The organism is Pseudarthrobacter defluvii, assembly GCF_030323865.1.
In the GTDB taxonomy this organism is placed as follows: domain Bacteria; phylum Actinomycetota; class Actinomycetes; order Actinomycetales; family Micrococcaceae; genus Arthrobacter; species Arthrobacter sedimenti.
Window position 1 is genome coordinate 2,439,194 of the sequence record NZ_CP066362.1, and the last position, 19,685, is coordinate 2,458,878.

The window sequence follows — 19,685 nt, forward strand, 5'->3', positions numbered from 1 at the left end:
ACATGACTGGATGCATCCACCACGGGAACTTTCCACCCCCCTGGCACCTGCTCCCTGGCAGCGGACCGCGCTCGGAGCCAACCTCCTCGCTCCGGACGGCGGCCTGGGTGTCACCATCTTCGAGGAGATGACCACCCTGGCCGTCCAGACCGGCGCCATCAACCTGGGACAGGGTTTCCCTGATGAGGACGGGCCGGCGGAGATTAGGGAGGCCGCCCGCGCAGCCATCGCTGCAGGGGCCAACCAGTACGCGCCCGGCAAGGGACTGCCCCAACTCCGGGAGGCGGTAGCCGCGCACCAGGAACGCTTCTATGGGCTGGCACCGGACCCCGCAACCGAAGTCATCATCACCACCGGGGCCACCGAAGGGATCGCCGCCTCCCTCCTGGCATTTGCCGGGCCAGGGGACGAGGTCCTGACCTTCGAGCCGTTCTACGACTCCTACGGCGCCGTCATCGGCCTCTCGGGCGCCACACACACCACCGTGCCCCTGGCCGCCCCGGACTTCCTGCCCGACCCCGCGGCACTCGAGGCTGCCTTCAACGAGCGGACGCGGGTGGTCCTGCTGAACAATCCGCACAATCCCACGGGCGCCATGTTTCCTCCGGAGATCCTGCAGCGCGTGGTGGACCTTGCGGAAAAGCACGACAGCATCATCATCACCGACGAGGTGTACGAACACCTCACGTTCGGCGTCCGCCATACCCCGGTGGCGACACTACCGGGGGCCGCCGGCCGGACCATCACCATTTCCTCCGCCGGCAAGACCTTCTCCCTGACCGGTTGGAAAATCGGCTGGTTGAGCGGCCCCGAGGACCTGGTCGCGGCCGTCCGCACGGTGAAGCAGTTCCTCACCTACAGTTCGGGAACTCCCTTCCAGGCTGCGATCGCCACAGGGCTGGCCCTGCCGGACGACTTCTACACCGGCATCGCAGCCGCGCTGGAACAGAAGCGCGACATCCTCAGCGCCGGACTCCGGGCCGCGGGCTTTGACGTCTTCACCCCAAAAGGAACCTACTTCGTCAATGTGGACACGGCACCGCTGGGCATCACCGACGCGCTGGACCTCGCCCGGCGGCTGCCTGCGCTGGTGGGGGTGGCCGCCATCCCCGTTCCGGTGTTCTGCCATCCGGAGGGAGCCGAACGTACGCGAAGCCTGCTCCGGTTTGCCTTCTGCAAGAAGACGGAAGTCCTTGAGGAGGCTGCCGCGCGGCTGGCAACACTGCGCGGCAGGCTCTGATGTCCGGCGGGAGCGGCAAGGCCGCCAGCCGGTTCCTCCGGACAACAGGCCAGCATGCCACAATCGAGCCTGACGCATTCACCGATGGCAGTTTTGTGCTCACTATCGGCGGAGCCGAACAGTCCCATGTGAACCTGGACCGCCCCTCGGAGATTTTTTACGAGTACCTACGCAGGATCGGGCATCTGGTGGATCTCGCAGCACCGCCCGGAGAACCCATCAGGGCCCTGCACCTCGGAGCAGGCGCACTGACCCTGGCACGGTACATCCAGGCCACCCGTCCCGGTTCCATCCAGTACGCGGTGGAGCTGGAACGCGAACTGCTCGACTTTGTCCTCCGGCACCTTCCCATACCTGAGGGAACGGACCTCACCACGATCATCGGCGACGCCCGCGAGGCACTCGGCACGCTTGCCCCGGACCTCACGTTCGACGTCCTGATCCTGGATATCTTTTCCGGTCCGGAAGCCCCGGCGCACATCGCTACGAGCGGCTTCTACCGGGAAGCCCGGGAACGCTTGCGCCCCGATGGACTGCTGATCGTCAACGTCGGCGACGAAGCGGCCCTCACACTGGTCAGGAGCCAGGTGGCCGCGATGCGCGAAGCCATGGGCGATGTTGGCGCCTTCGCGGAAGCGGGAATGTTCGAGGGCCGGTACCCGGGCAACATCATCCTGGCAGGGACCCAGGGCCCCTGGCCGGAAGCCTGGACAGCCGAACTGACCGCGCGGGGTCCGCACCCAGCGCGGGTCCTGGCGGGAGTAGACCTGGACCCCTTCTCCGGCTAGCCCCGCAGGGAACCCGGCCCTTCCGCACCCGGCACGGCATCTTCAGCCCCTGCGCCGTCAGGCACGTCGTCCGAAGCGATGGCGTCGGGCACGAACGGCTCCGCGTACCATAGCCGCGTCTCCCCGTACTTCTTCTCGGCGAACCTGGTCAGGCTCTCCGGCCACCCCGGTTCGGGGGAACGGGAGGAGCGTTCCACCACCACAACGGCCCCTGGGGCCAGGTGCGCGGCAAGTTTCCCGAGCACCGCGGACAGCCCGGCCTCCTCCAGCGGGTACGGCGGATCAAGGAATACCAGGTCCCACGCCGCGTCTTCTGCGGCGCGGTCCAGGAAAGGATCGGCTTTGGTGCGGTGCACGGTGACCGCTTTGCGGCCCAGCACACCGTTGATGAGGTCCGCATTGCGCTGGCACACGGCGCTGGCCCTGGCATCGGATTCCACCAGCTCCACGGTCCGCGCTCCCCTGCTGCCGCTTTCCACGCCCAGGGCACCGGAGCCGGCGTACAGGTCCAGCACGCGGGCTCCCGCGATCACGTCGAAGGCATCCAGGCGGGAAAACAGCGCTTCCTTGACCCGGTCCGTGGTGGGCCTGGTCAGGGATCCCGGGACCGCTGTCAGCGGAGTGCCCCCTGCGGCACCGGCGATGATCCGGGTCACCGCGCCCACCACGATCCGCCGGCGCCCTGCAGGCTTTGGTTGCTAACCGCGTTCAAGGAACGCCTCCTTCTCGGGGTTGAGGTACTTTTCGATGGCATCGGCAAGTTCGGGGTGGCCGGACAGCAGCGGATCGCGGCCGACGATGGCCTGGGCGTCTTCCCTGGCCCGGGCAATGACGTCTTCATGGTCGAGGACCCGCAGCAGCTTCAATGTTGACCGTCCGCCGGACTGGGAAGCACCCAGGATGTCGCCTTCACGCCGGAGCTTGAGGTCCTCCTGTGACAGGACAAAGCCGTCTGTGGTGGCGGCAACGGCTTCCAGGCGCCGCCTGCTGGGGTGGCCGGGTTCCAGGGCAGTGACCAGCAGGCAGGTACCGGGCAGGCCGCCGCGGCCAACCCGGCCTCGGAGCTGGTGCAGCTGTGAAATCCCGAACCTGTCGGCGTCCAGGATGACCATCAGGGTGGCGTTGTGCACGTCCACGCCCACCTCGATCACCGTGGTGGAGACCAGCAGCTTGATGCGGTTGGCAGTGAACCCGGCCATGGTGTCCGTTTTCAGCTCCGGATCCTGGCGTCCGTGGAGCGGGGCCAGGGCAACCCCTCCCAGCGAGGGTTCGGCCAGCAGGTAATCCACGACGCCGGTGACCGACGCCAGCTCCCGGCCTTCCTCCGCCTCCACGCGCGGCGGCGCGGCCTCCCCTGGACTGAAGTCGCCGTCGTCGTCCGTTCCAATCTTGGGACACACGACATACACCTGGTGGCCGGCGTCGATCTCCTCCCGGGCGCGGGCCCAGATCCGTGCCGCCCAGGCCGGGTTCTCCGCGAGGCCCACGAGGTGGGTGCTGATCGGGGCCCTGCCCTTGGGCAGTTCATCGAGGGTGGAGGTTTCCAGGTCGCCAAACACGGTCATGGCCACGGTCCGGGGAATGGGCGTGGCGGTCATGACCAGCAGGTGCGGCGGCTTCCGGGCCTTGGCCCGGAGGGCGTCGCGCTGTTCAACGCCGAAGCGGTGCTGTTCGTCCACCACGATCAGGCCGAGGTCGTAGAAGGATACGTTGTCGCTGAGCAGGGCGTGCGTGCCGATGATGATCCCCGCCGTGCCGGATGCCGCATCCAGCAACGCCTGTTTCCGGGCCGCAGTGGGCATGGATCCGGTCAGCAGCGTGACCTGGACGGAAGACCCGCCACCGGCCAGTCCGCCCAGGAGCCCATCGCTGGACAGCGGCCCCAGGGTGCGGCGGATGGAGTCGTAGTGCTGGGCGGCCAGCACTTCGGTGGGGGCCAGCAGCGCGGCCTGTCCCCCGGCGTCCACCACCTGGAGCATGGCCCGCAGCGCCACGACAGTCTTGCCGGAGCCTACCTCGCCCTGCAGCAGGCGGTTCATGGGCGCGTCCTGCGCAAGTTCCGTTGCCAGGGTCTTCCCGACGGCGGCCTGGCCGGCTGTGAGGGTGAACGGCAGGTTTTGGTCGAACGCGGACAGGATCCCTTCGTTGACAGGGCGTCGTGCGGTGGCTTCCTCGGCGGCGAGTTGGGCACGGCGGCGGGCCAGCGCGGACTGCAGCACCAGGGCTTCCTGGTAGCGGAGCCTGTCCCTGGCGCGTTTCCAGTCGGCGGCTGTTTCAGGCGCATGGATGAGCCGGTAGGCGTCCGCTACGGGAAGGAAGCCTTCCCTCGCTGCGACCTCCTGCGGGACCGGATCGGGCAGCGAGCCAAGGTCGGAGGTTTCGAGCAGCGTGGCGATCACCTTCTGGATCTTCCAGCTGGGCAGCTTGGCAGTGGCCGGATAGACCGGTATTGGCATGGCGGCAAGTTTCTCCGGGTCTTGTCCGGCGTCGCTGAACGGATCTTCGTCCAGGAGCTGGAAGTCGGGGTTGGTAAGGCCCAGCTTCCCCTTGAAACTGGTCACCCTGCCCGAGAACAAGGCGCGGCGTCCCTGCAGGAGCTCGTTCTTCGCCTTGAACCCGTTGAAGAAGCTGATTTTCAGGGTGCCCGGAACTTTGCCGGTGTAATCCCGGCCGCCGACCAGGCGCAGCCCCTGCTTCCCGTCGTCGTCCGACACGATGACGTCGGTGATGGTCCCGCGGCGTGCCTGCATCTGCCGGGTGCTGCTGGAAAGGACCCGGGCTATGAGCGTCACGTCCTCGTCGAGCGGAAGCTCCGCGATGGGAGTCAGCTCGCCGCGGCTCATGTAGCGGCGGGGGTAGTAGTTCAGGAGCCCCTCAACGCTGGTGATGCCGAGGTGTTTCTCGATGACCGCGGCGGACCTTTTTCCAATCCGCCGTTCAAGGGCCAGGTCCAGCTCAGCGTTCATGCCCGCCGGTATTCACCGCATCCACGGCCGGGTCCCGGGGAAGCGCCAGTTCACTGATGCTGATCTGGGACGGCTCGCCGAGGGACCTGATGATGGCCACTGCGGGGTCCGGGTCCGGGACGTGCACGTGGACCCGCCACCGGTAGTTGCCGTCCGGGTCCGGGCCGCTGCCCACCTGGCTCATGATCACGGACTCGCCGATCTCGTCGAGCCGCTGCCGAAGAGTGGCCGCGTTCAGGGGTGAGAGGGTGATGGTGCACATGACTTCCACGCCGTCGTCGTCCGGCATTGACGCGTGGATGTGGGGATCTGAAACGTCGTACCCATGCAGCCCGTCGAGGAGCTCGTCCTGCAACTCCTGGCCCATGACGGCGGAACGGAGGCAGTCGAGGATCAGCAGCATGCCCACGCCGCCGGCGTCCACCACCCTGGCGGTCTGCAGCGCATCGAGCTGCTCCTCGGTGTGGACCACCGCGGCCAGCGCTCCCTCCACGGCGGCGTCGAGGGTGAGCCCCAAGGCATGGTTGCTGTCATCGCCGTCCTGGCCCGCGTCGACGGCGGCTGCCGCGCGGGCCGCCGCTTCCATGACGGACAGCATGGTTCCAGGAACGGGGTCGCTCAAGGCGGACCATGCGCGGATCTGGGCACGGTTGAGGGCCGCCGCGAGGAGAGTGGACGTCATCCGGGTGTGTCCGGCCAACGGCTCGGCCGCAGCGCAAAGGAACACCGAGAAAAGCGTTCCGGAGTTTCCGCGCGCCTCCTCCATGGCTGCCTGCCCGGCGGTGGCCAGGACTTCCCCGACGTCGACCGGGGCGGGCTGGTCTTCGCCAAGCACCAGGGAACGGGCCGCCGCGCGGACGGTGAGATACAGGTTGGTACCCGTATCACCGTCGGCTACCGGGAAGATGTTAATGGCGTTCAGGCGGTCGCTGTGGTTGCCCAGGGCAGTTTCAGCCTTGCCCAGCCACCTCTTCATCGCCAGCGCGTTGGCGGCAACCTTAGTGTGCAAAGTGATCCCATCCCCCGGTGTCCGCGGCCCGGCCCGCTGTCAGGACGCCCGGGCCATCGTCGGTACCGAGTGCATGTATCGAGCCTAGCGCAGTGAATCCGGGTGGCAGCTGAACATCGTCAGGGAATGTGGCCAGCAGCCCGTGGTCCTCACCGCCGCCCAGCACCCACTGCGCAGGATCGACACCCAGAAGGACGGCAGCAGGGGCCAGGACCTCCGCGAGTTCGGCCAGGCGGGCAGGGTCGAGGGCGATGGCGACATTGCTGGCGGCAGCCAGCCTCCTGCCGTCCCGGAGGAGGCCGTCCGAGATGTCGAGCATTGCCGTGGCCCCTGCGGCCCGGGCCGCCGGACCCGCCCCCAGCGGCGGACGCGGGCGGCACTGCAGGTCCAGGAAGACACGCTCGGCGGGACCCAGGGTGTCCGCGGGGACATCCGCTTCAAGCAGGGCGAGGCCGGCCGCTGCATGGCCCACTGTGCCGGCCAGCGCCAGGATGTCCCCCGCGCGGGCGCCGGAGCGGAGGACCGGCCGCCCGCCGTCGAGCGTTCCCAACACGGCCACCGTCACCGAAATTTCCCGGCCACGGCCCAGGTCCCCGCCGGCCACGGAACAGCGGACTGCCCCGAGCTCCCGGATGCCGGCTGTGAGGCCGTCTGCCAGGTCCTCCACCCAGCTCACGGGCGTGTCAACGGGAAGGGTGAGGCTGACCACCATGGACGTGGCCTGGGCTCCCATGGCATTGATATCGCTGAGGTTCTGCGCGGCAGCTTTCCAGCCGACGTCGAACCCGGTGGTGCGGTAGCCGTTGGGCCACAGGAGCCGGAAATCCTGGTCTTGGACCTGGGTGTCGATGCTGATAACCGTCTTCCCGTCCGGGGCGGCGACGACGGCGGCGTCATCCCCGGGGCCCAGCAGCGTGCTGGCGGTGTGTCCGGCCTCCATTTGAAGGCGCGGAAAGATCCGGGCCAGCAGGTCGGCTTCGGAAAGGCCGGCGACGGAGGGCTGGCGGTCAACGCGGCTACGGAGGTCTTCAGGCACGCCCCTACGCTACCGCGCCGGACTGACATTGTGTCCTGGCGGGGACGGCGGCGGCGATAGGCTGGAAGCATGCACCAGCCCCACCTGCCCCTGTCCGCCCGCGCCGCCAGGATGGCGGTGGTGGGGGCGGTCGCCGCTCTTTCCCTGACAGCCTGCTCTCCCGCGGTGGACGTCACTGCCGCCAAGGACGCCGCCAACCCGGCATGTGCGCCGATGATGCTGGCGCTGCCCGATTCCATTGGCGATTCAAAGCTGCGGAAGACCAACAGCCAGGCCACCGCGGCGTGGGGCGATCCCTCGCTGGTCATCCTCCGCTGCGGCGTCAACGTTCCAGGGCCCACCACCGACCGGTGCGTCACCGTCAACGGCGTCGACTGGGTCATCAAGGAAGGCGACCCGGTGTGGACGCTGACCACCTACGGCCGCGAACCGGCCACGGAAATCCTGATGGACCCGGACAAGATCAGCTCCGCAACGGTGCTGGCGGACCTTGCAGCAGCAGCCGCGAAGGTCCCGTCCGTCCGGAACTGCGTGGGCCAGGAGGACCTGCAGAACCTGCCGAAGAGCCAGTAGCCAGCCCCCGCCGGTGGGTGGGCCCACGCCGGCAGGGTTCCCTGACCGAAGCGAAGCGAGGTTAGGGTGCCGGTGGGTGGGCCCACGCCGGCAGGGTTCCCTGACCGAAGCGAAGCGAGGTTAGGGTGCCGGTGGGGCCTAGCGGAGGCCAGTCTTGCGGTTCAGCGCCAAGTAGATAAGCTCATCGATCAGGTCGGCGTATTCCAAGCCGGAGGCTGCCCACATCTGCGGGTACATGCTCTTGGGCGTGAAGCCGGGCATCGTGTTGATCTCGTTGATGATCAACTCGCCGTCGGGCGTGTAGAAGAAGTCCACGCGGCTCAGGCCCTCGGCTCCCACGGCGTCGAACGCGGTGGCCGCCAGTTCGCGGACCCGGGAGATAGCCTCTGCCGGGATGTCCGCTGGGCAGCTCAGCGCCGCGGCATCATCCTCGACGTACTTGGCATTGAAGTCGTAAAACTCGTGGGTTCCGCCGGACACCTCGATTTCCCCCGGCATGGATGTCCGCGGCGCGTCGGTGCCCCTGCCTTCCAGGACCGCGCATTCGATCTCCCGTCCCACGATCCCGGCTTCGATCACGAGTTTGAGGTCGTGGCGGCGGGCTTCTTCGATGGCGGCATCCAGTTCCTCGAGGGAGTCCACCTTCGAGATGCCCATGGACGAGCCCGCACGGGCCGGCTTGACGAATACGGGGAACCCGAGCCGGTCCACCTGCTTGCGGACGGATTCGGGATCCCGGCGCCACTGCCTGTCCGTCACTGCGACGTAGGGGCCCACGCGGAGCCCGGCAGCTTCGAAAACAACCTTCATGTAGTGCTTGTCCATGCCGACGGCGGAGGCCAGGACGCCCGCGCCAACGTACCGGGTATCTGACAGCTCCAGGAGCCCCTGGATGGTGCCGTCCTCGCCGAACGGGCCGTGCAGCAGCGGGAAAACCACGTCCACGGCGCCCAGTTCCTGCGGGACCTGGTTGGGCGACGCCACGATCAGCTGGTGTTCCCCGCCGATCTCGGCCAGGGTGACGGTGTCCGACGACGGCACGACCTCCGGGAGGGATGATGCCGCGAGGGACCACTGGGCCGTTTCCGCCGGGGCAAGGACCCACTGGCCGGTCTTGGCGATCCCGATGGGGATCACGTCGTACTTGTCCTTGTTGATCGCGCCCAGGACACCGGCGGCGGTAACGCAGCTTACGGCATGCTCGCTGGATCGTCCGCCGAAGAGCACGGCAACGCGCGGTTTCCGGCTGGAGGCGGTTTCCCCGTGGGTGTTTGTGTCTTGGGACATGGTCAGTAATCGCCTTCAGGTTTCAATTCCCGGGACAGCAGAACCGGCCCCAGTTGGTCAACGGACAGCTTGCCTGCCAGCACCGCCACAACGGCGGCAGTAATGGGCATTTCGACGCCGAGCTTGCCGGCGAGTTCATGGACGGCCTGGCCTGACTTGATGCCTTCGGCGGTCTGGGTCATCTTGCGGCCCACCTCCTCCAGCGTCAGGCCCTGGCCCAGCAGCCTGCCGGCGGTATGGTTCCGGGACAGCGCGGACGAACAGGTCGCCACGAGATCGCCCAGCCCGGCGAGCCCGGCCATGGTCTTGGCCTCGCCGCCCAGCGCCAGCGCGAGGCGTGACGTTTCCGCGAGCCCCCGGGTGATCACCGAGGCCTTGGTGTTGTCCCCCATCTCCTTGCCCTCACAGATTCCCACGGCCAGCGCGATCACGTTCTTGACGATGCCGCCGATTTCGACGCCGACGACGTCCGTGGTGGTGTACGGCCGGAAGTAGGGGGCGGTGCACGTCCTGGCAAGCCAGCCTGCCGTGGCGGAGTCCGTGCAGGCCACGACGGACGCCGTAGGCTCCTCGCGGGCAATCTCCATGGCGAGGTTGGGCCCGGAAACGACGGCGATGCGTTCCGGCGGGAGGCCCAGTTCCTGGCTGATAACCTCGCTCATCCGGGCATCGGTTCCGAGCTCCAGGCCCTTCATGAGGGATACTACGACGGCCCCGGGGGCGATCATGTCCTTCCACTCCCGCAGTTGCGGGCGCAGGGACTGGGCCGGAACGGCAACCACCACAAGTTCGGCTCCGGCCAACACCTGGCGGATGTCGGTGGACGCTGTGATGCTCTCCGGCAGGACGATGTCCTTGAGGTAGTCGCTGTTGCGGTGGCTGGTGTTAATCTCCTCCACCACTTCGGCGCGCCTGCCCCACAGCTTGATGGCACGCGGCGTGCCCCTGGCGATGGCTGCGTCCGCGAGGATTTTAGCGAACGTGGTCCCCCAGGACCCTGCCCCGAGGACAGCCACGGTGCGGGCTGCTCCCGGCTTTGCGTCAGCGGTCACGGAGCGTCCGTTCCTGTCCCGGGCTGCTGTCCGCGTTCGACGAACCGTCCGTGCTTGGATTGCTGCTGCTTGGCCGGGTCCCAGCGTTGGGCCGGCGGCTGCTCGCCGCGCAGGCCGGCCAGAAGTGTGGTGATGGCGTCCATGATCACGTCGGTGGCTTCCGTCAGCGTTGCCTTGTCCAGGGGACGGCCGCTGAAAGCGCTGAGGTCCACCGGATCTCCCACCACCACGCGGGAGCGCTTACGCGGGAACAGGTGGAATGTCTTGCCGTACCTGGGGAAGACTTCATGCGCGCCCCAGTGGGCGATGGGCACTACCGGAATTCCGCCTTCAAGGGCCAGTCGGGCTGCGCCCGTGTGCCCCTTCATCGGCCACAGGTCCGGGTCGCGCGTCAGCGTGCCCTCAGGGTAGATGATGATGGCCCCGCCCTCAGCCACGATCTCCTGCGCCACCTGCAGCGAGCGGTTCGCTCCCGCCGTCGAACGCTCCACCGGCACCTGCTTGGTGGCCGTCAGGAGCGGGCCCAGGCCGGGGACTTTGAACAGCGAGGCCTTGGCCAGGAAGTGCGGCGCCCGCTTCTGGTTGTAGAGCATGTGGCCCACCACCAGGGGGTCGATCTCGGTGCAGTGGTTGGGGGCGGCGATGAAGCCGCTGGCGGGAAGTTTTTCGGTGCCTTCCCACGTCTTGGACATCATGAGGTTCAGCAGCGGCCGGGCGATGCCGGCAATGAACACAAATGTGGCCCTGCTCTTGGCAGATTCCTTCACAGTCCGCTCTACTTCGTGGTGGTGATGTCGAAATCGGCACCGAGTCCGGCAAGCTTTTCGGTGAAGCGCTCGTAACCGCGGTTGATGATGTCGATTCCGGTGACCCGGGAGGTTCCCGTGGCGGCCAGGGCGGCAATGAGGTGGCTGAAGCCGCCGCGTAGGTCCGGAACATCGATGTCGGTGCCCTTGAGCTGGGTGGGGCCCGAAATGACGGCTGAGTGCAGGAAGTTACGCTGTCCGAACCGGCACGGGACGCTGCCCAGGCATTCGCGGTGGACCTGGATGCTGGCGCCCATGCGGATCAGGGCGTCTGTGAAGCCGAAGCGGTTCTCGTACACGGTTTCGTGAACGATCGAGACGCCCTCGGCCTGGGTGAGCGCCACGACGAGCGGCTGCTGCCAGTCGGTCATGAAGCCTGGGTGGACGTCCGTTTCAAGCACCAACGGATTGAGCTTTCCGCCCTTGTGGTAGAACCGGATGCCGTCCTCGCCGATATCCATTCCGCCGCCCACCTTGCGGTAGGTGTTCAGGAACGTCATCATGTCGCGCTGGGACGCGCCCTCGACGAAGATGTCGCCGCGGGTCACGAGAGCAGCTGAAGCCCAGGATGCCGACTCGTTGCGGTCCGACAGCGCCCGGTGGTTGTAGCCGCCCAGGTCGCGGACGCCCTCGATGCGGATGGTGCGGTCCGTCTGGACGCTGATGATGGCGCCCATCTTCTGCAGCACCGCGATGAGGTCAACGATTTCCGGCTCGGTGGCTGCGCCGGAAAGTTCGGTGATGCCCTCGGCGCGGGTGGCGCTCAGCAGGACCTGCTCGGTTGCGCCCACGGACGGGTACGGCAGCGAGATCTTGGCCCCGTGCAGTCCCTTGGGCGCGGAGATGTGGATGCCGCCGGGGCGTTTCTCCACCACGGCGCCGAACTGGCGCAGGACGTCCAAGTGGTAGTCGATGGGGCGGTCGCCGATCTTGCAGCCGCCCAGGTCCGGGATGAAGGCCTCACCGATGGCGTGGATCAGCGGCCCGCACAGCAGGATGGGAATTCGGGAGTCTCCGGCGTGCGCGTCGATGGCCGTGCTGGGCGCCGTCTTGGCCGCCTTGGGGTCGAGGGTGAGATCTCCGTTGACCGGATCCTTCTCCACGGTCACGCCGTGTAGCTGCAGCAGGGAGGTGACCACCTCCACGTCCTTGATTTCCGGCACGTTCCGCAAAACCGAGGGTTCGTTGCCCAGCAACGCCGCCACCATTGCCTTGGGGACAAGATTCTTTGCCCCACGGACGCTGACGCGGCCTGTAAGCGGGACACCGCCGCGGATTGTCAGAACACTACTCATATACCGGTTTCCTCACGATCACTAGCCCCCAAATACCTTGCAAAGGCTCCAACCAAGCATAGGAGGTCGCGTTACCGAACCGAAATAAGGGGGCACCGGCGGCGGGGCGTGGCGGGACGCATCCCGCCACGCAGCTGCCAGGCGGCTAGGAAAGCTTTGCCGGCAGGGTCTTGGGCTTGAAGGCCGGGCGGGTCGCCTCGTACGCGGTGATGTCGGCCTCGTGCTGGAGGGTCAGTCCAATGTCGTCCAGGCCTTCCAGGAGCCGCCAGCGGGTGTAGTCGTCAATCTCGAAGGGTGCCACGATGTTGCCGCACACCACGGTCTTTGACTCGAGGTCCACCGTCACCTGGGTGCCCGGGGCGTTCTCGAGCTCCTTCCAGATGAGCTCGATGTCGTCCTGGGCCACCTGGGCGGCCAGCAGGCCCTCCTTGCCCGAGTTGCCGCGGAAGATGTCGGCGAAGCGGGAGGACAGGACAGCCTTGAAGCCGTAGTCCTTCAGCGCCCACACCGCGTGCTCGCGGGAGGAACCGGTACCGAAGTCCGGGCCGGCCACCAGTACTGAACCGGCGTTGTACGGCTCCTGGTTCAGGATGAAGGAGGGGTCCTTGCGCCAGGCGGAGAACAGGGCGTCTTCGAAGCCGGTGCGGGTGATGCGTTTGAGGTACACCGCCGGGATGATCTGGTCGGTGTCAACATTGCTCTGGCGCAGCGGGACGCCGATGCCGGTGTGCTTGGTGAACTTTTCCATGGTGTTGTCCTAGGCTGCGTCGATGCGGATGGCGGCGGGTTCGGGAGCCGGTTCAAGGTCCGACGGCGAGCTGAGCGTGCCGCGCACCGCCGTGGCCGCCGCCACCACCGGGGAGACCAGGTGCGTGCGGCCGCCCTTGCCCTGGCGCCCTTCAAAGTTGCGGTTGGACGTGGAGGCGCACCGCTCCCCCGGCTCCAGCTGGTCCGGGTTCATGCCCAGGCACATGGAGCAGCCGGCAAACCGCCATTCGGCGCCGAAGTCCTTGAACACCCGGTCCAGGCCCTCGGCCTCGGCTTCGAGCCGGACACGGGCCGAACCCGGAACCACCAGCATCCGGACCTTCGGGTCCTTTTCGCGGCCGCGGATGATGTCCGCCGCGGCGCGCAGGTCCTCGATGCGCGAGTTGGTGCAGGAGCCCAGGAAGACGGTGTCCACGCGGATGTCCTTCATGGGGGTCCCGGCTTCCAGGCCCATGTACTGCAGGGCGCGTTCGGCGGCCGCCTTGGCATTTTCATCACCGAAATCTGCCGGGTTTGGTACGGCCTGGGACAGGGAGACGCCCTGCCCGGGGTTGGTGCCCCAGGTGACGAACGGCTCCAGCGTGTCGGCGTCCAGGTCCACCTCGACGTCGAAGGTGGCGTCGTCGTCGGTCTTCAACGTGTTCCAGTATTCGACGGCGGCATCCCACTCAGCGCCTTCCGGCGCGTGCGGGCGGCCCAGCATGTAGGTATACGTGGTTTCATCCGGGGCCACCATGCCGGCCCGGGCGCCGGCCTCGATGGACATGTTGCAGATGGTCATCCGCGCTTCCATGGACAGGGCGCGGATGGCGGAGCCGCGGTATTCCAGGACGTAGCCCTGCCCGCCGCCCGTGCCGATCTTCGCAATGACGGCCAGGATAATGTCCTTGGCCGTGACACCGGGACGCAGCGTCCCTTCAACATTGATGGCCATGGTCTTGAACGGCTTCAGCGACAGGGTCTGGGTGGCCATGACATGCTCCACCTCGGAGGTGCCAATGCCCATGGCCAGGGCACCGAAGGCGCCGTGGGTGGAGGTGTGGGAGTCGCCGCAGACGACGGTCATGCCCGGCTGTGTGAGGCCCAGCTGCGGGCCCACCACGTGGACGATGCCCTGTTCGGCGTCGCCCAGGCTGTGCAGCCGGACACCGAACTCCGCGCAGTTGTGGCGCAGGGTCTCGATCTGCGTGCGGCTGGTGAGATCGGCAATCGGCTTGTCGATGTCCAGGGTGGGGGTGTTGTGGTCCTCGGTGGCGATGGTCAGGTCCGGGCGGCGCAGTTTGCGGCCGGCCAGCCGCAGGCCTTCAAACGCCTGCGGGGACGTGACTTCATGGACCAGGTGGAGGTCGATGAACAGAAGGTCGGGCTGGGCGTTGGCACCTTCGCCGTCACCTTTGCGCACCACGTGTGCGTCCCAGACTTTCTCGGCCAATGTCTTTGCCATGGCCATCTCCCTTCACTGCTGTTTGGCTGATTAGTCCAACTGAATCAGGACGGCTCCGCGCTGCGCCAGCCGAAAGATTTGCATCTCAGATATTGAGACGGCAATATCATTACATGGACAATTCTAGTGGAGTCGGTGTCATTGATAAAGCGGCCCAGGTGCTCGACGCACTCGAGGCAGGACCCACCACGCTGGCGCAGCTGGTGGCCGCCACCGGACTGGCCCGGCCCACCGTCCACCGCCTCGCATTGGCGCTGGTGCACCACCGGCTGGTCAGCCGCGACATCCAGGGCCGGTTCGTCCTTGGCAGCCGGCTTGTCGAGCTCGCCTCGGCGGCCGGCGAGGACCGCCTGATCGCCTCCGCGGGCCCCGTGCTGATGCAGCTGCGCGATGCCACGGGTGAAAGCGCCCAGATCTTCCGGCGGCAGGGCGACTGGCGCGTGTGCGTCGCCTCCGCCGAACGCCCCATCGGCCTTCGCGACACCATCCCCGTCGGCACCCAATTGTCCATGAAAGCAGGCTCCGCCGCCCAGGTCCTGCTCGCCTGGGAGGACCACGACCGGCTCCTCGAGGGACTGCAGTCGGCGCGCTTCACGCCCACCGTCCTGGCAGGCGTACGACGTCGGGGCTGGGGACAAAGCCTTGGCGAACGCGAGCCCGGGGTCGCCTCCGTCTCGGCCCCCGTCCGCGGTCCGTCCGGAAGGGTGATTGCCGCCGTCTCGATTTCCGGCCCCATCGAGCGGCTGACCCGCCAGCCGGGGCGGCTGCACGCGGAAGTGGTGTGCAACGCCGGCCGGATCCTCACCGAGGCGCTGCGGAAAAACAACGACTAGCACCTTCCACTCCCCCGCCCGTTCCCGCCGCTAGGCTGTGGCCATGGACAGCTACGCAGTGTTCCTCCGCGGCATCAATGTGGGCGGAATCAATATCAAGATGGCGGACCTTCGGGACGCCCTGAAGAACTGCGGTTTTCCGGACGCAAAAACCCTGCTGGCCAGTGGAAACGTGGTGCTCTCCAGCAACCTGGACGCGGCGGCCGTCAAGCAGGAATGCGAAAAGTGCCTCCGTGCCACCTTCGGCTACGACGCATGGGTGGTGGTCCTGGATGCCGGCAGGGTGGCCCAACTGGTGGATGCCTGTCCCTATCCAGAAGACGACAAGTCCACGCACACGTACATCACCATCTCGTCGGACATCCCTAGCCTGGATGAGCTGGAAGCAGCGGGGTCGTTGCTGGAGAAGCATAACCAGCAGCGGCTGGGGCCGGAGGCCCTTGCCTGGCTCGCCCCGGTGGGCGGAACCCTTGACAGCCCCTTCAGCAAGGTCAGCTCCAAGGCGAAGTTCAAGGCGGCCACCACCACGCGGAACCTGCGCACCTTGATAAAGGTCCGTGATGCCGCGGCCGCCCTCGACGCCGGGCAGGCAAAAGGCTCCTAGCCTGGCCCTGCCTTCTTCAGCGCCTTGTTGAAGGCTGCCAGCCGGGCAATCTCCGCCTCCACTGGGGCCACCACCAGCTCCTGAGCCGCACCTGCAACGGCACTGTTGAGCCGCCGTCGGGCCCTTGCGGCACGCGCCCGTGCAGCGCCTGCCGCAATAAAGCGGCCGGTGATGGCGAGGAAGATCCCCAACACCAAGCCGAACGCGATCATCAGGGTGGGCACCGGCCATCCCTCTACGCGGGGCACTTCCGGCACCGGCAACTGCAGGTAGGCCAGCCCGGCCAGGACACCCAGCCAACCCAGGCCGCCCAGCACCGTCAGCAGCGCCAGCCACTGCAGGATGTTGAAGAGCCCCCACCACCAGGCTTTGCGGTTGGCTCCGAGATCGGTTCCGGCGATGGCCTGGTCCAGCGCGTCGGGAAGCCTGTCCCTTCCGGCCCTTGCCGTCGCCCGGATCGCCGCCCGCCAGGGTCCCGGCGCTCCCGCACTGGCCGAATCCGCAAACTCCCTGACCGCCGCATCCGTCCTGGCCCGTTCCGGGGCGCCGGCTGGCGGCAGCGATGTCCTGTTCAGCTCCGCAGGAGCGTCCCTCCGCAGGTTGAGCCGCCGCAGCGGGTCCGGCCGGAAGCGGGAGAGCCAGCGGGTTACAGGCCAGCCCGTCCTGCGCACGGACTCCAGACGGTAGGACTGGCTTACCGCCCGCACCACGGCAGGGACGTTCGCTGCCTGGGCCAGTTCCTCAGCCAGCCTCGTCTTTGCCGCGGCACGCACCCCCGCAGCCTCCCCTTCGCCGGAAGCACGCCGCAGGTCCTCCGCCGCTTTGGTCAGATCGGCGTCCAACCGCCGGGACTGGGCCTGGCGTAGGACGGCGGCCTTGCGGATGGCAGCGCGCACTTCGGGGATGCCCGCTCCCGTGACGGCCGACGAGGCAAGCACCCGCACCTGTCCCAGTCCTTCCCCTGCGAGGATCGCGTGCAGCGAGTCGAGCACCGGCTGCACATCATGCGCCGGCAGTCGGTCCACCTGGTTCAGGACCACGAGCGTGACGGCCCCGTGGGTTGCGAGGGGCGCCAGGAATCCGTTGTGGAGGGCGGCATCGGCATATTTTTGCGGGTCGAGCACCCAGACCAGGACGTCCACCATGCCCACCATCCGCTGCACGATCTCGCGGTTGGCCGCCCGGGTGGAGTCAAAGTCAGGCAGGTCCAGCAGGATCAGCCCGGTCTGTTCATCGGCGAAGCCGTCCACCGCCGCCGCTTGGTGCCGGTTTCCCACCTCCAGCCAGTCAAGGAGTGCCTCGCTCCCCGTCGCCCCCCAGACACCTGCCAGTGGTTCCGACGTCGTGGGACGGCGGGCGGCCGCCGTCGCGACTTCCGCGCCGCTAACAGCGTTGAACAGGGAGGACTTACCGCTGCCTGTCGCGCCGAAAAAGCCCACCACGGTGTGGTCGGCGGACAACGAGCGGCGGGAACTGGCGCGCTCCAGGACATCGAATGCTTCCTGCAGCGCCTCGTCCGGAACCACCCCCTCCCCCAGTTCGCGGGCGTCCTGGAGTGACTGGAGCCGGTCGTCCAGCCGCGTGGACCCCCGCGCCCCGCTGTGGCGGCTCACGCCTTCTCCGCAAGCCGTGCAAGTTCCCCGGCCTGGGCAGCAAGCCGCTGCGCGAGCTCGGAATTTTCGTCCGGCAGGCGCTGCAGGAACTTCTGCTGTTCATCCTCCAGCAGTTGTTGGCAGCGCGCCGCCAGGTCCTCGCGGGCCTTGTCCGCCATGCGGCGCACCGCGTCCTCGCCGAAAACGGCCTCCAGCAGGCGCTGGCCCACGACGGCGGTGCCGCCCGCGACGCCGATCTCAAGACCGGTCAGTCCGGCTGTCATGGAGAACACCACGATCATCAGCGAGGCACCGAGCCCGTTGATGCCAAAGGACAACCAGCGGGCCTGGGTGCGCTTGCCCTGCCCTTCCGTGCGGATCAGCTCCATCAATGCTTCCTGCCAGGCCCGGATTTCGGCCGCCGCCCGGTCGGCGAAGTCCGGCGTGGTACCGGACAAATCGTCCAGGCCCAGCAACTGGCGGCCGGCCGGATCCGACCGCCACCGCCGGTCGGTGTCGTCCGCAGCGTTGGCTGCTTCATCAACGATCACTGCCTGCAGCCCGGTCTCGATGGCCGCCTCAACCCGGACCGCCGGAGCCGGCTCACCCCGGAAGAAAGCCCCCAGGCGGTCCCTGAACCGCCCCACGTTCTGCTCAAGCGTCCGGAAGAACTCGCCGGTGCCCACAAAGTCCTGCCAGCGCGCCAGGACCTCGCCGCGAAGCAGCGCGCCGTCCCTGGTGGCATCGAGGATCCGGGTGGCCGCGTCACCGTAGGCTGCCACGGCATCCGCTTCGAGCCGTACAGCTGCCCTTTCCTGTTCACGGACGGCGTCCGCGATGTCCGTGATGCGCTGGGCCAGTGCGCGGACGGCGCCGTTCAGGGTCCGACGTGCGACGTCGGCCCTGCCAGCGGCGTCGGCGGCCAGCGACGAGAGCCACCCGCGCAGCTCGTCCACGGTTCCCGCAGGCAGCATGCCGCCTTGGTCCAGGACGGTTTCCTGGATTACGAAGAGGCGGCTTGCCGGGAGTCCTTCACGGTCGAGAAGTCCCCTGAGGTCCTGGCTCACCTCGGCCTCGGCGCCCTGCGGCACACGGTCCAGCACCACCGCAACGGTGATGTCCCTGGAAGCGGCGTCCAGGAGCAGCTTCCAGGGCACGGCGTCCGCGTACCGGTTGGCTGTGGTGACAAATACCCATAGGTCCGCCGCGGCCAGGAGCTGCCCTGCCAGCAGGCGGTTTTGGTCGGAGATGGAGTCGACGTCGGGGGCGTCAAGGAGGGCGATGCCGGCAGGCACGGCAGGATCGGCCAGCAGCACCAGCGAGTCGATGGCAGTGTTTGCCGCGCCGGTCCGGACCGTGGGTACGGGGCTGGCCGCCAGGGTTCCGCGGATCCGGCTCAGTCCCGGCAGGACGCGCTGGCCTTCAAACCAGCCCGCCTCAGCGGGATTGTGCAGCAGGATGGGCTGGCGGGTGGTGGGGCGGATGGCGCCTGCGCGGGTCACGGGGTGCCCCACGAGCCCGTTCACCAGCGTGGATTTCCCGGCGCCGGTGGAACCGCCGACGACGGCGAGCAGCGGGGCGTCCAGGCTGCGGTACCGGGGAAGGACGTAGTCATCAAGTTGCGCTCTTGCAGCAGACGTTTCCCTCCGCGCCTGCTCCGCACGCGGCAGGGCCAGCGGCAGCGCGACGTCGTCCAGGCCGTCACGGACCTCCTCCAGCAGCGTCACCGCCGCCGCAGCCTGCGGTGCCGTCTGGGCGGGGCGGTGGTGCTCGTTGTGGGAGGTCACAGCAACATCATGCCAGTTGAGGAGCAGCCGGGAGTCGCCCCGGCGCGTCCCCCACAGTCTTGCACTCCCCGCCTGAAGGACAACTCCCCACTAAAGGACGAGGGGTCTTGTCCATCTACAGGGGATTCCAGTGACCGGCACTGGGGGGAAACAAAAATGGCCCCGGGCTGTTGCCCGGGACCATTTTCGATGGTGACCCCAGCGGGATTCGAACCCGCGTTACCGCCGTGAGAGGGCGGCGTACTAGGCCGCTATACGATGGGGCCAGGTACTTTCAACAGCGTTTCCGCTGCTCAAGCTCAGTGAGTATTTCACACACTTTGCTTTGGTTTCAAATCGGCGAACCGAGTGGAAACCTCCTGTTTGGCCGCTGAAATCAGCGTTCAAATCAGAGCTGGGATACCAGGACTCGAACCTAGAATGACGGTACCAGAAACCGTAGTGTTGCCAATTACACCATATCCCAATGGTACTTTCGGGCCGGATTTCAGGGCGTTTTCCCTGCTCCGTGCGCCTCAGCACGAGAAATTACTTTACCCGAGACTTACGGCTGGCACAAATCGGCATCCGCGCCCCCCGGTGGCCCGGCCAAAGCAATCCATCAA

At 67.4% G+C, this 19,685-nt stretch carries 17 protein-coding genes and 2 tRNA genes; 5 read left to right on the forward strand and 14 right to left on the reverse strand.

Annotated elements, in window-relative coordinates:
- Nucleotides 1–10: 10 nt before the first annotated feature.
- A complete protein-coding gene (locus tag JCQ34_RS11295; RefSeq protein WP_286397632.1) occupies nucleotides 11–1,240 on the forward strand; it encodes an aminotransferase class I/II-fold pyridoxal phosphate-dependent enzyme in 1,230 nt (409 codons plus the stop codon).
- A complete protein-coding gene (locus JCQ34_RS11300) occupies nucleotides 1,240–2,028 on the forward strand; it encodes a spermidine synthase (protein WP_286397634.1) in 789 nt (262 codons plus the stop codon). The genes JCQ34_RS11295 and JCQ34_RS11300 overlap by 1 nt, the downstream gene beginning before the upstream one ends.
- On the opposite strand, the gene rsmD is transcribed toward JCQ34_RS11300, so the two are convergent.
- The 4 genes from rsmD to thiL are packed head-to-tail and all read right to left on the reverse strand — an operon-like array spanning nucleotide 2,025 to nucleotide 7,039.
- Nucleotides 2,025–2,684 (reverse strand): 16S rRNA (guanine(966)-N(2))-methyltransferase RsmD, encoded by a 660-nt coding sequence (rsmD, locus tag JCQ34_RS11305; protein WP_286397636.1) that lies wholly within the window; start codon nucleotides 2,682–2,684, stop codon nucleotides 2,025–2,027. The two genes, JCQ34_RS11300 and rsmD, sit on opposite strands and share 4 nt — an antisense overlap.
- Nucleotides 2,685–2,726: 42 nt before the next feature.
- Entirely contained in the window at nucleotides 2,727–4,994 is a 2,268-nt protein-coding gene (locus JCQ34_RS11310) for an ATP-dependent DNA helicase RecG (RefSeq protein WP_286397638.1), read from the reverse strand.
- Entirely contained in the window at nucleotides 4,984–5,970 is a 987-nt protein-coding gene (locus tag JCQ34_RS11315) for a DAK2 domain-containing protein (RefSeq protein ID WP_286404454.1), read from the reverse strand. The genes JCQ34_RS11310 and JCQ34_RS11315 overlap by 11 nt, the downstream gene beginning before the upstream one ends.
- Nucleotides 5,971–5,992: 22 nt before the next feature.
- Nucleotides 5,993–7,039, reverse strand: coding sequence for a thiamine-phosphate kinase (gene thiL / locus JCQ34_RS11320; RefSeq protein WP_286397639.1), 1,047 nt, complete (start codon nucleotides 7,037–7,039; stop codon nucleotides 5,993–5,995).
- Between the two features lie 69 nt (nucleotides 7,040–7,108).
- Here thiL and JCQ34_RS11325 point away from each other — a divergent pair, with 69 nt between their 5' ends.
- Nucleotides 7,109–7,612: a DUF3515 domain-containing protein gene (locus JCQ34_RS11325; RefSeq protein ID WP_286397641.1), complete on the forward strand. Its 504-nt coding sequence runs from the start codon at nucleotides 7,109–7,111 to the stop codon at nucleotides 7,610–7,612.
- A gap of 138 nt (nucleotides 7,613–7,750) precedes the next feature.
- Here the strand turns inward: JCQ34_RS11325 and JCQ34_RS11330 are convergent, their stop codons facing one another.
- The 6 genes from JCQ34_RS11330 to leuC all read right to left on the reverse strand — a co-directional run bounded on the left by JCQ34_RS11330 (nucleotide 7,751) and on the right by leuC (nucleotide 14,264).
- A complete protein-coding gene (locus tag JCQ34_RS11330; RefSeq protein ID WP_286397643.1) occupies nucleotides 7,751–8,899 on the reverse strand; it encodes a D-alanine--D-alanine ligase family protein in 1,149 nt (382 codons plus the stop codon).
- Between the two features lie 2 nt (nucleotides 8,900–8,901).
- Nucleotides 8,902–9,951: an NAD(P)H-dependent glycerol-3-phosphate dehydrogenase gene (locus JCQ34_RS11335; protein ID WP_286397645.1), complete on the reverse strand. Its 1,050-nt coding sequence runs from the start codon at nucleotides 9,949–9,951 to the stop codon at nucleotides 8,902–8,904.
- Complete coding sequence (locus JCQ34_RS11340) at nucleotides 9,948–10,718, reverse strand: lysophospholipid acyltransferase family protein (protein WP_286397646.1); 771 nt, start codon at nucleotides 10,716–10,718, stop codon at nucleotides 9,948–9,950. Before JCQ34_RS11340 ends, JCQ34_RS11335 begins: the two co-directional genes overlap by 4 nt.
- A gap of 8 nt (nucleotides 10,719–10,726) precedes the next feature.
- Nucleotides 10,727–12,052, reverse strand: a complete 1,326-nt coding sequence (gene murA / locus JCQ34_RS11345) for a UDP-N-acetylglucosamine 1-carboxyvinyltransferase (RefSeq protein WP_056335305.1) — start codon at nucleotides 12,050–12,052, stop codon at nucleotides 10,727–10,729.
- Nucleotides 12,053–12,197: 145 nt separating this feature from the next.
- Nucleotides 12,198–12,800, reverse strand: coding sequence for a 3-isopropylmalate dehydratase small subunit (leuD, locus tag JCQ34_RS11350; protein WP_286397648.1), 603 nt, complete (start codon nucleotides 12,798–12,800; stop codon nucleotides 12,198–12,200).
- Between the two features lie 9 nt (nucleotides 12,801–12,809).
- Complete coding sequence (gene leuC, locus JCQ34_RS11355; protein ID WP_286397650.1) at nucleotides 12,810–14,264, reverse strand: 3-isopropylmalate dehydratase large subunit; 1,455 nt, start codon at nucleotides 14,262–14,264, stop codon at nucleotides 12,810–12,812.
- Nucleotides 14,265–14,377: 113 nt separating this feature from the next.
- Here leuC and JCQ34_RS11360 point away from each other — a divergent pair, with 113 nt between their 5' ends.
- Together JCQ34_RS11360 and JCQ34_RS11365 are read left to right on the forward strand one after the other, a co-directional pair.
- Nucleotides 14,378–15,097 (forward strand): IclR family transcriptional regulator, encoded by a 720-nt coding sequence (locus JCQ34_RS11360; RefSeq protein ID WP_009356552.1) that lies wholly within the window; start codon nucleotides 14,378–14,380, stop codon nucleotides 15,095–15,097.
- A gap of 43 nt (nucleotides 15,098–15,140) precedes the next feature.
- Nucleotides 15,141–15,701: a DUF1697 domain-containing protein gene (locus JCQ34_RS11365; protein WP_286397652.1), complete on the forward strand. Its 561-nt coding sequence runs from the start codon at nucleotides 15,141–15,143 to the stop codon at nucleotides 15,699–15,701.
- Here the strand turns inward: JCQ34_RS11365 and JCQ34_RS11370 are convergent.
- The 4 genes from JCQ34_RS11370 to JCQ34_RS11385 all read right to left on the reverse strand — a co-directional run bounded on the left by JCQ34_RS11370 (nucleotide 15,698) and on the right by JCQ34_RS11385 (nucleotide 19,546).
- Nucleotides 15,698–17,314, reverse strand: coding sequence for a GTPase (locus JCQ34_RS11370; RefSeq protein WP_286397654.1), 1,617 nt, complete (start codon nucleotides 17,312–17,314; stop codon nucleotides 15,698–15,700). The genes JCQ34_RS11365 and JCQ34_RS11370 overlap by 4 nt on opposite strands.
- A complete protein-coding gene (locus tag JCQ34_RS11375) occupies nucleotides 17,311–19,080 on the reverse strand; it encodes a dynamin family protein (RefSeq protein ID WP_286397657.1) in 1,770 nt (589 codons plus the stop codon). The genes JCQ34_RS11370 and JCQ34_RS11375 overlap by 4 nt, the downstream gene beginning before the upstream one ends.
- 190 nt (nucleotides 19,081–19,270) lie before the next feature.
- Nucleotides 19,271–19,346 (reverse strand) — tRNA-Glu (locus tag JCQ34_RS11380).
- Between the two features lie 128 nt (nucleotides 19,347–19,474).
- Nucleotides 19,475–19,546 (reverse strand) — tRNA-Gln (locus JCQ34_RS11385).
- Nucleotides 19,547–19,685 lie beyond the last annotated feature (139 nt).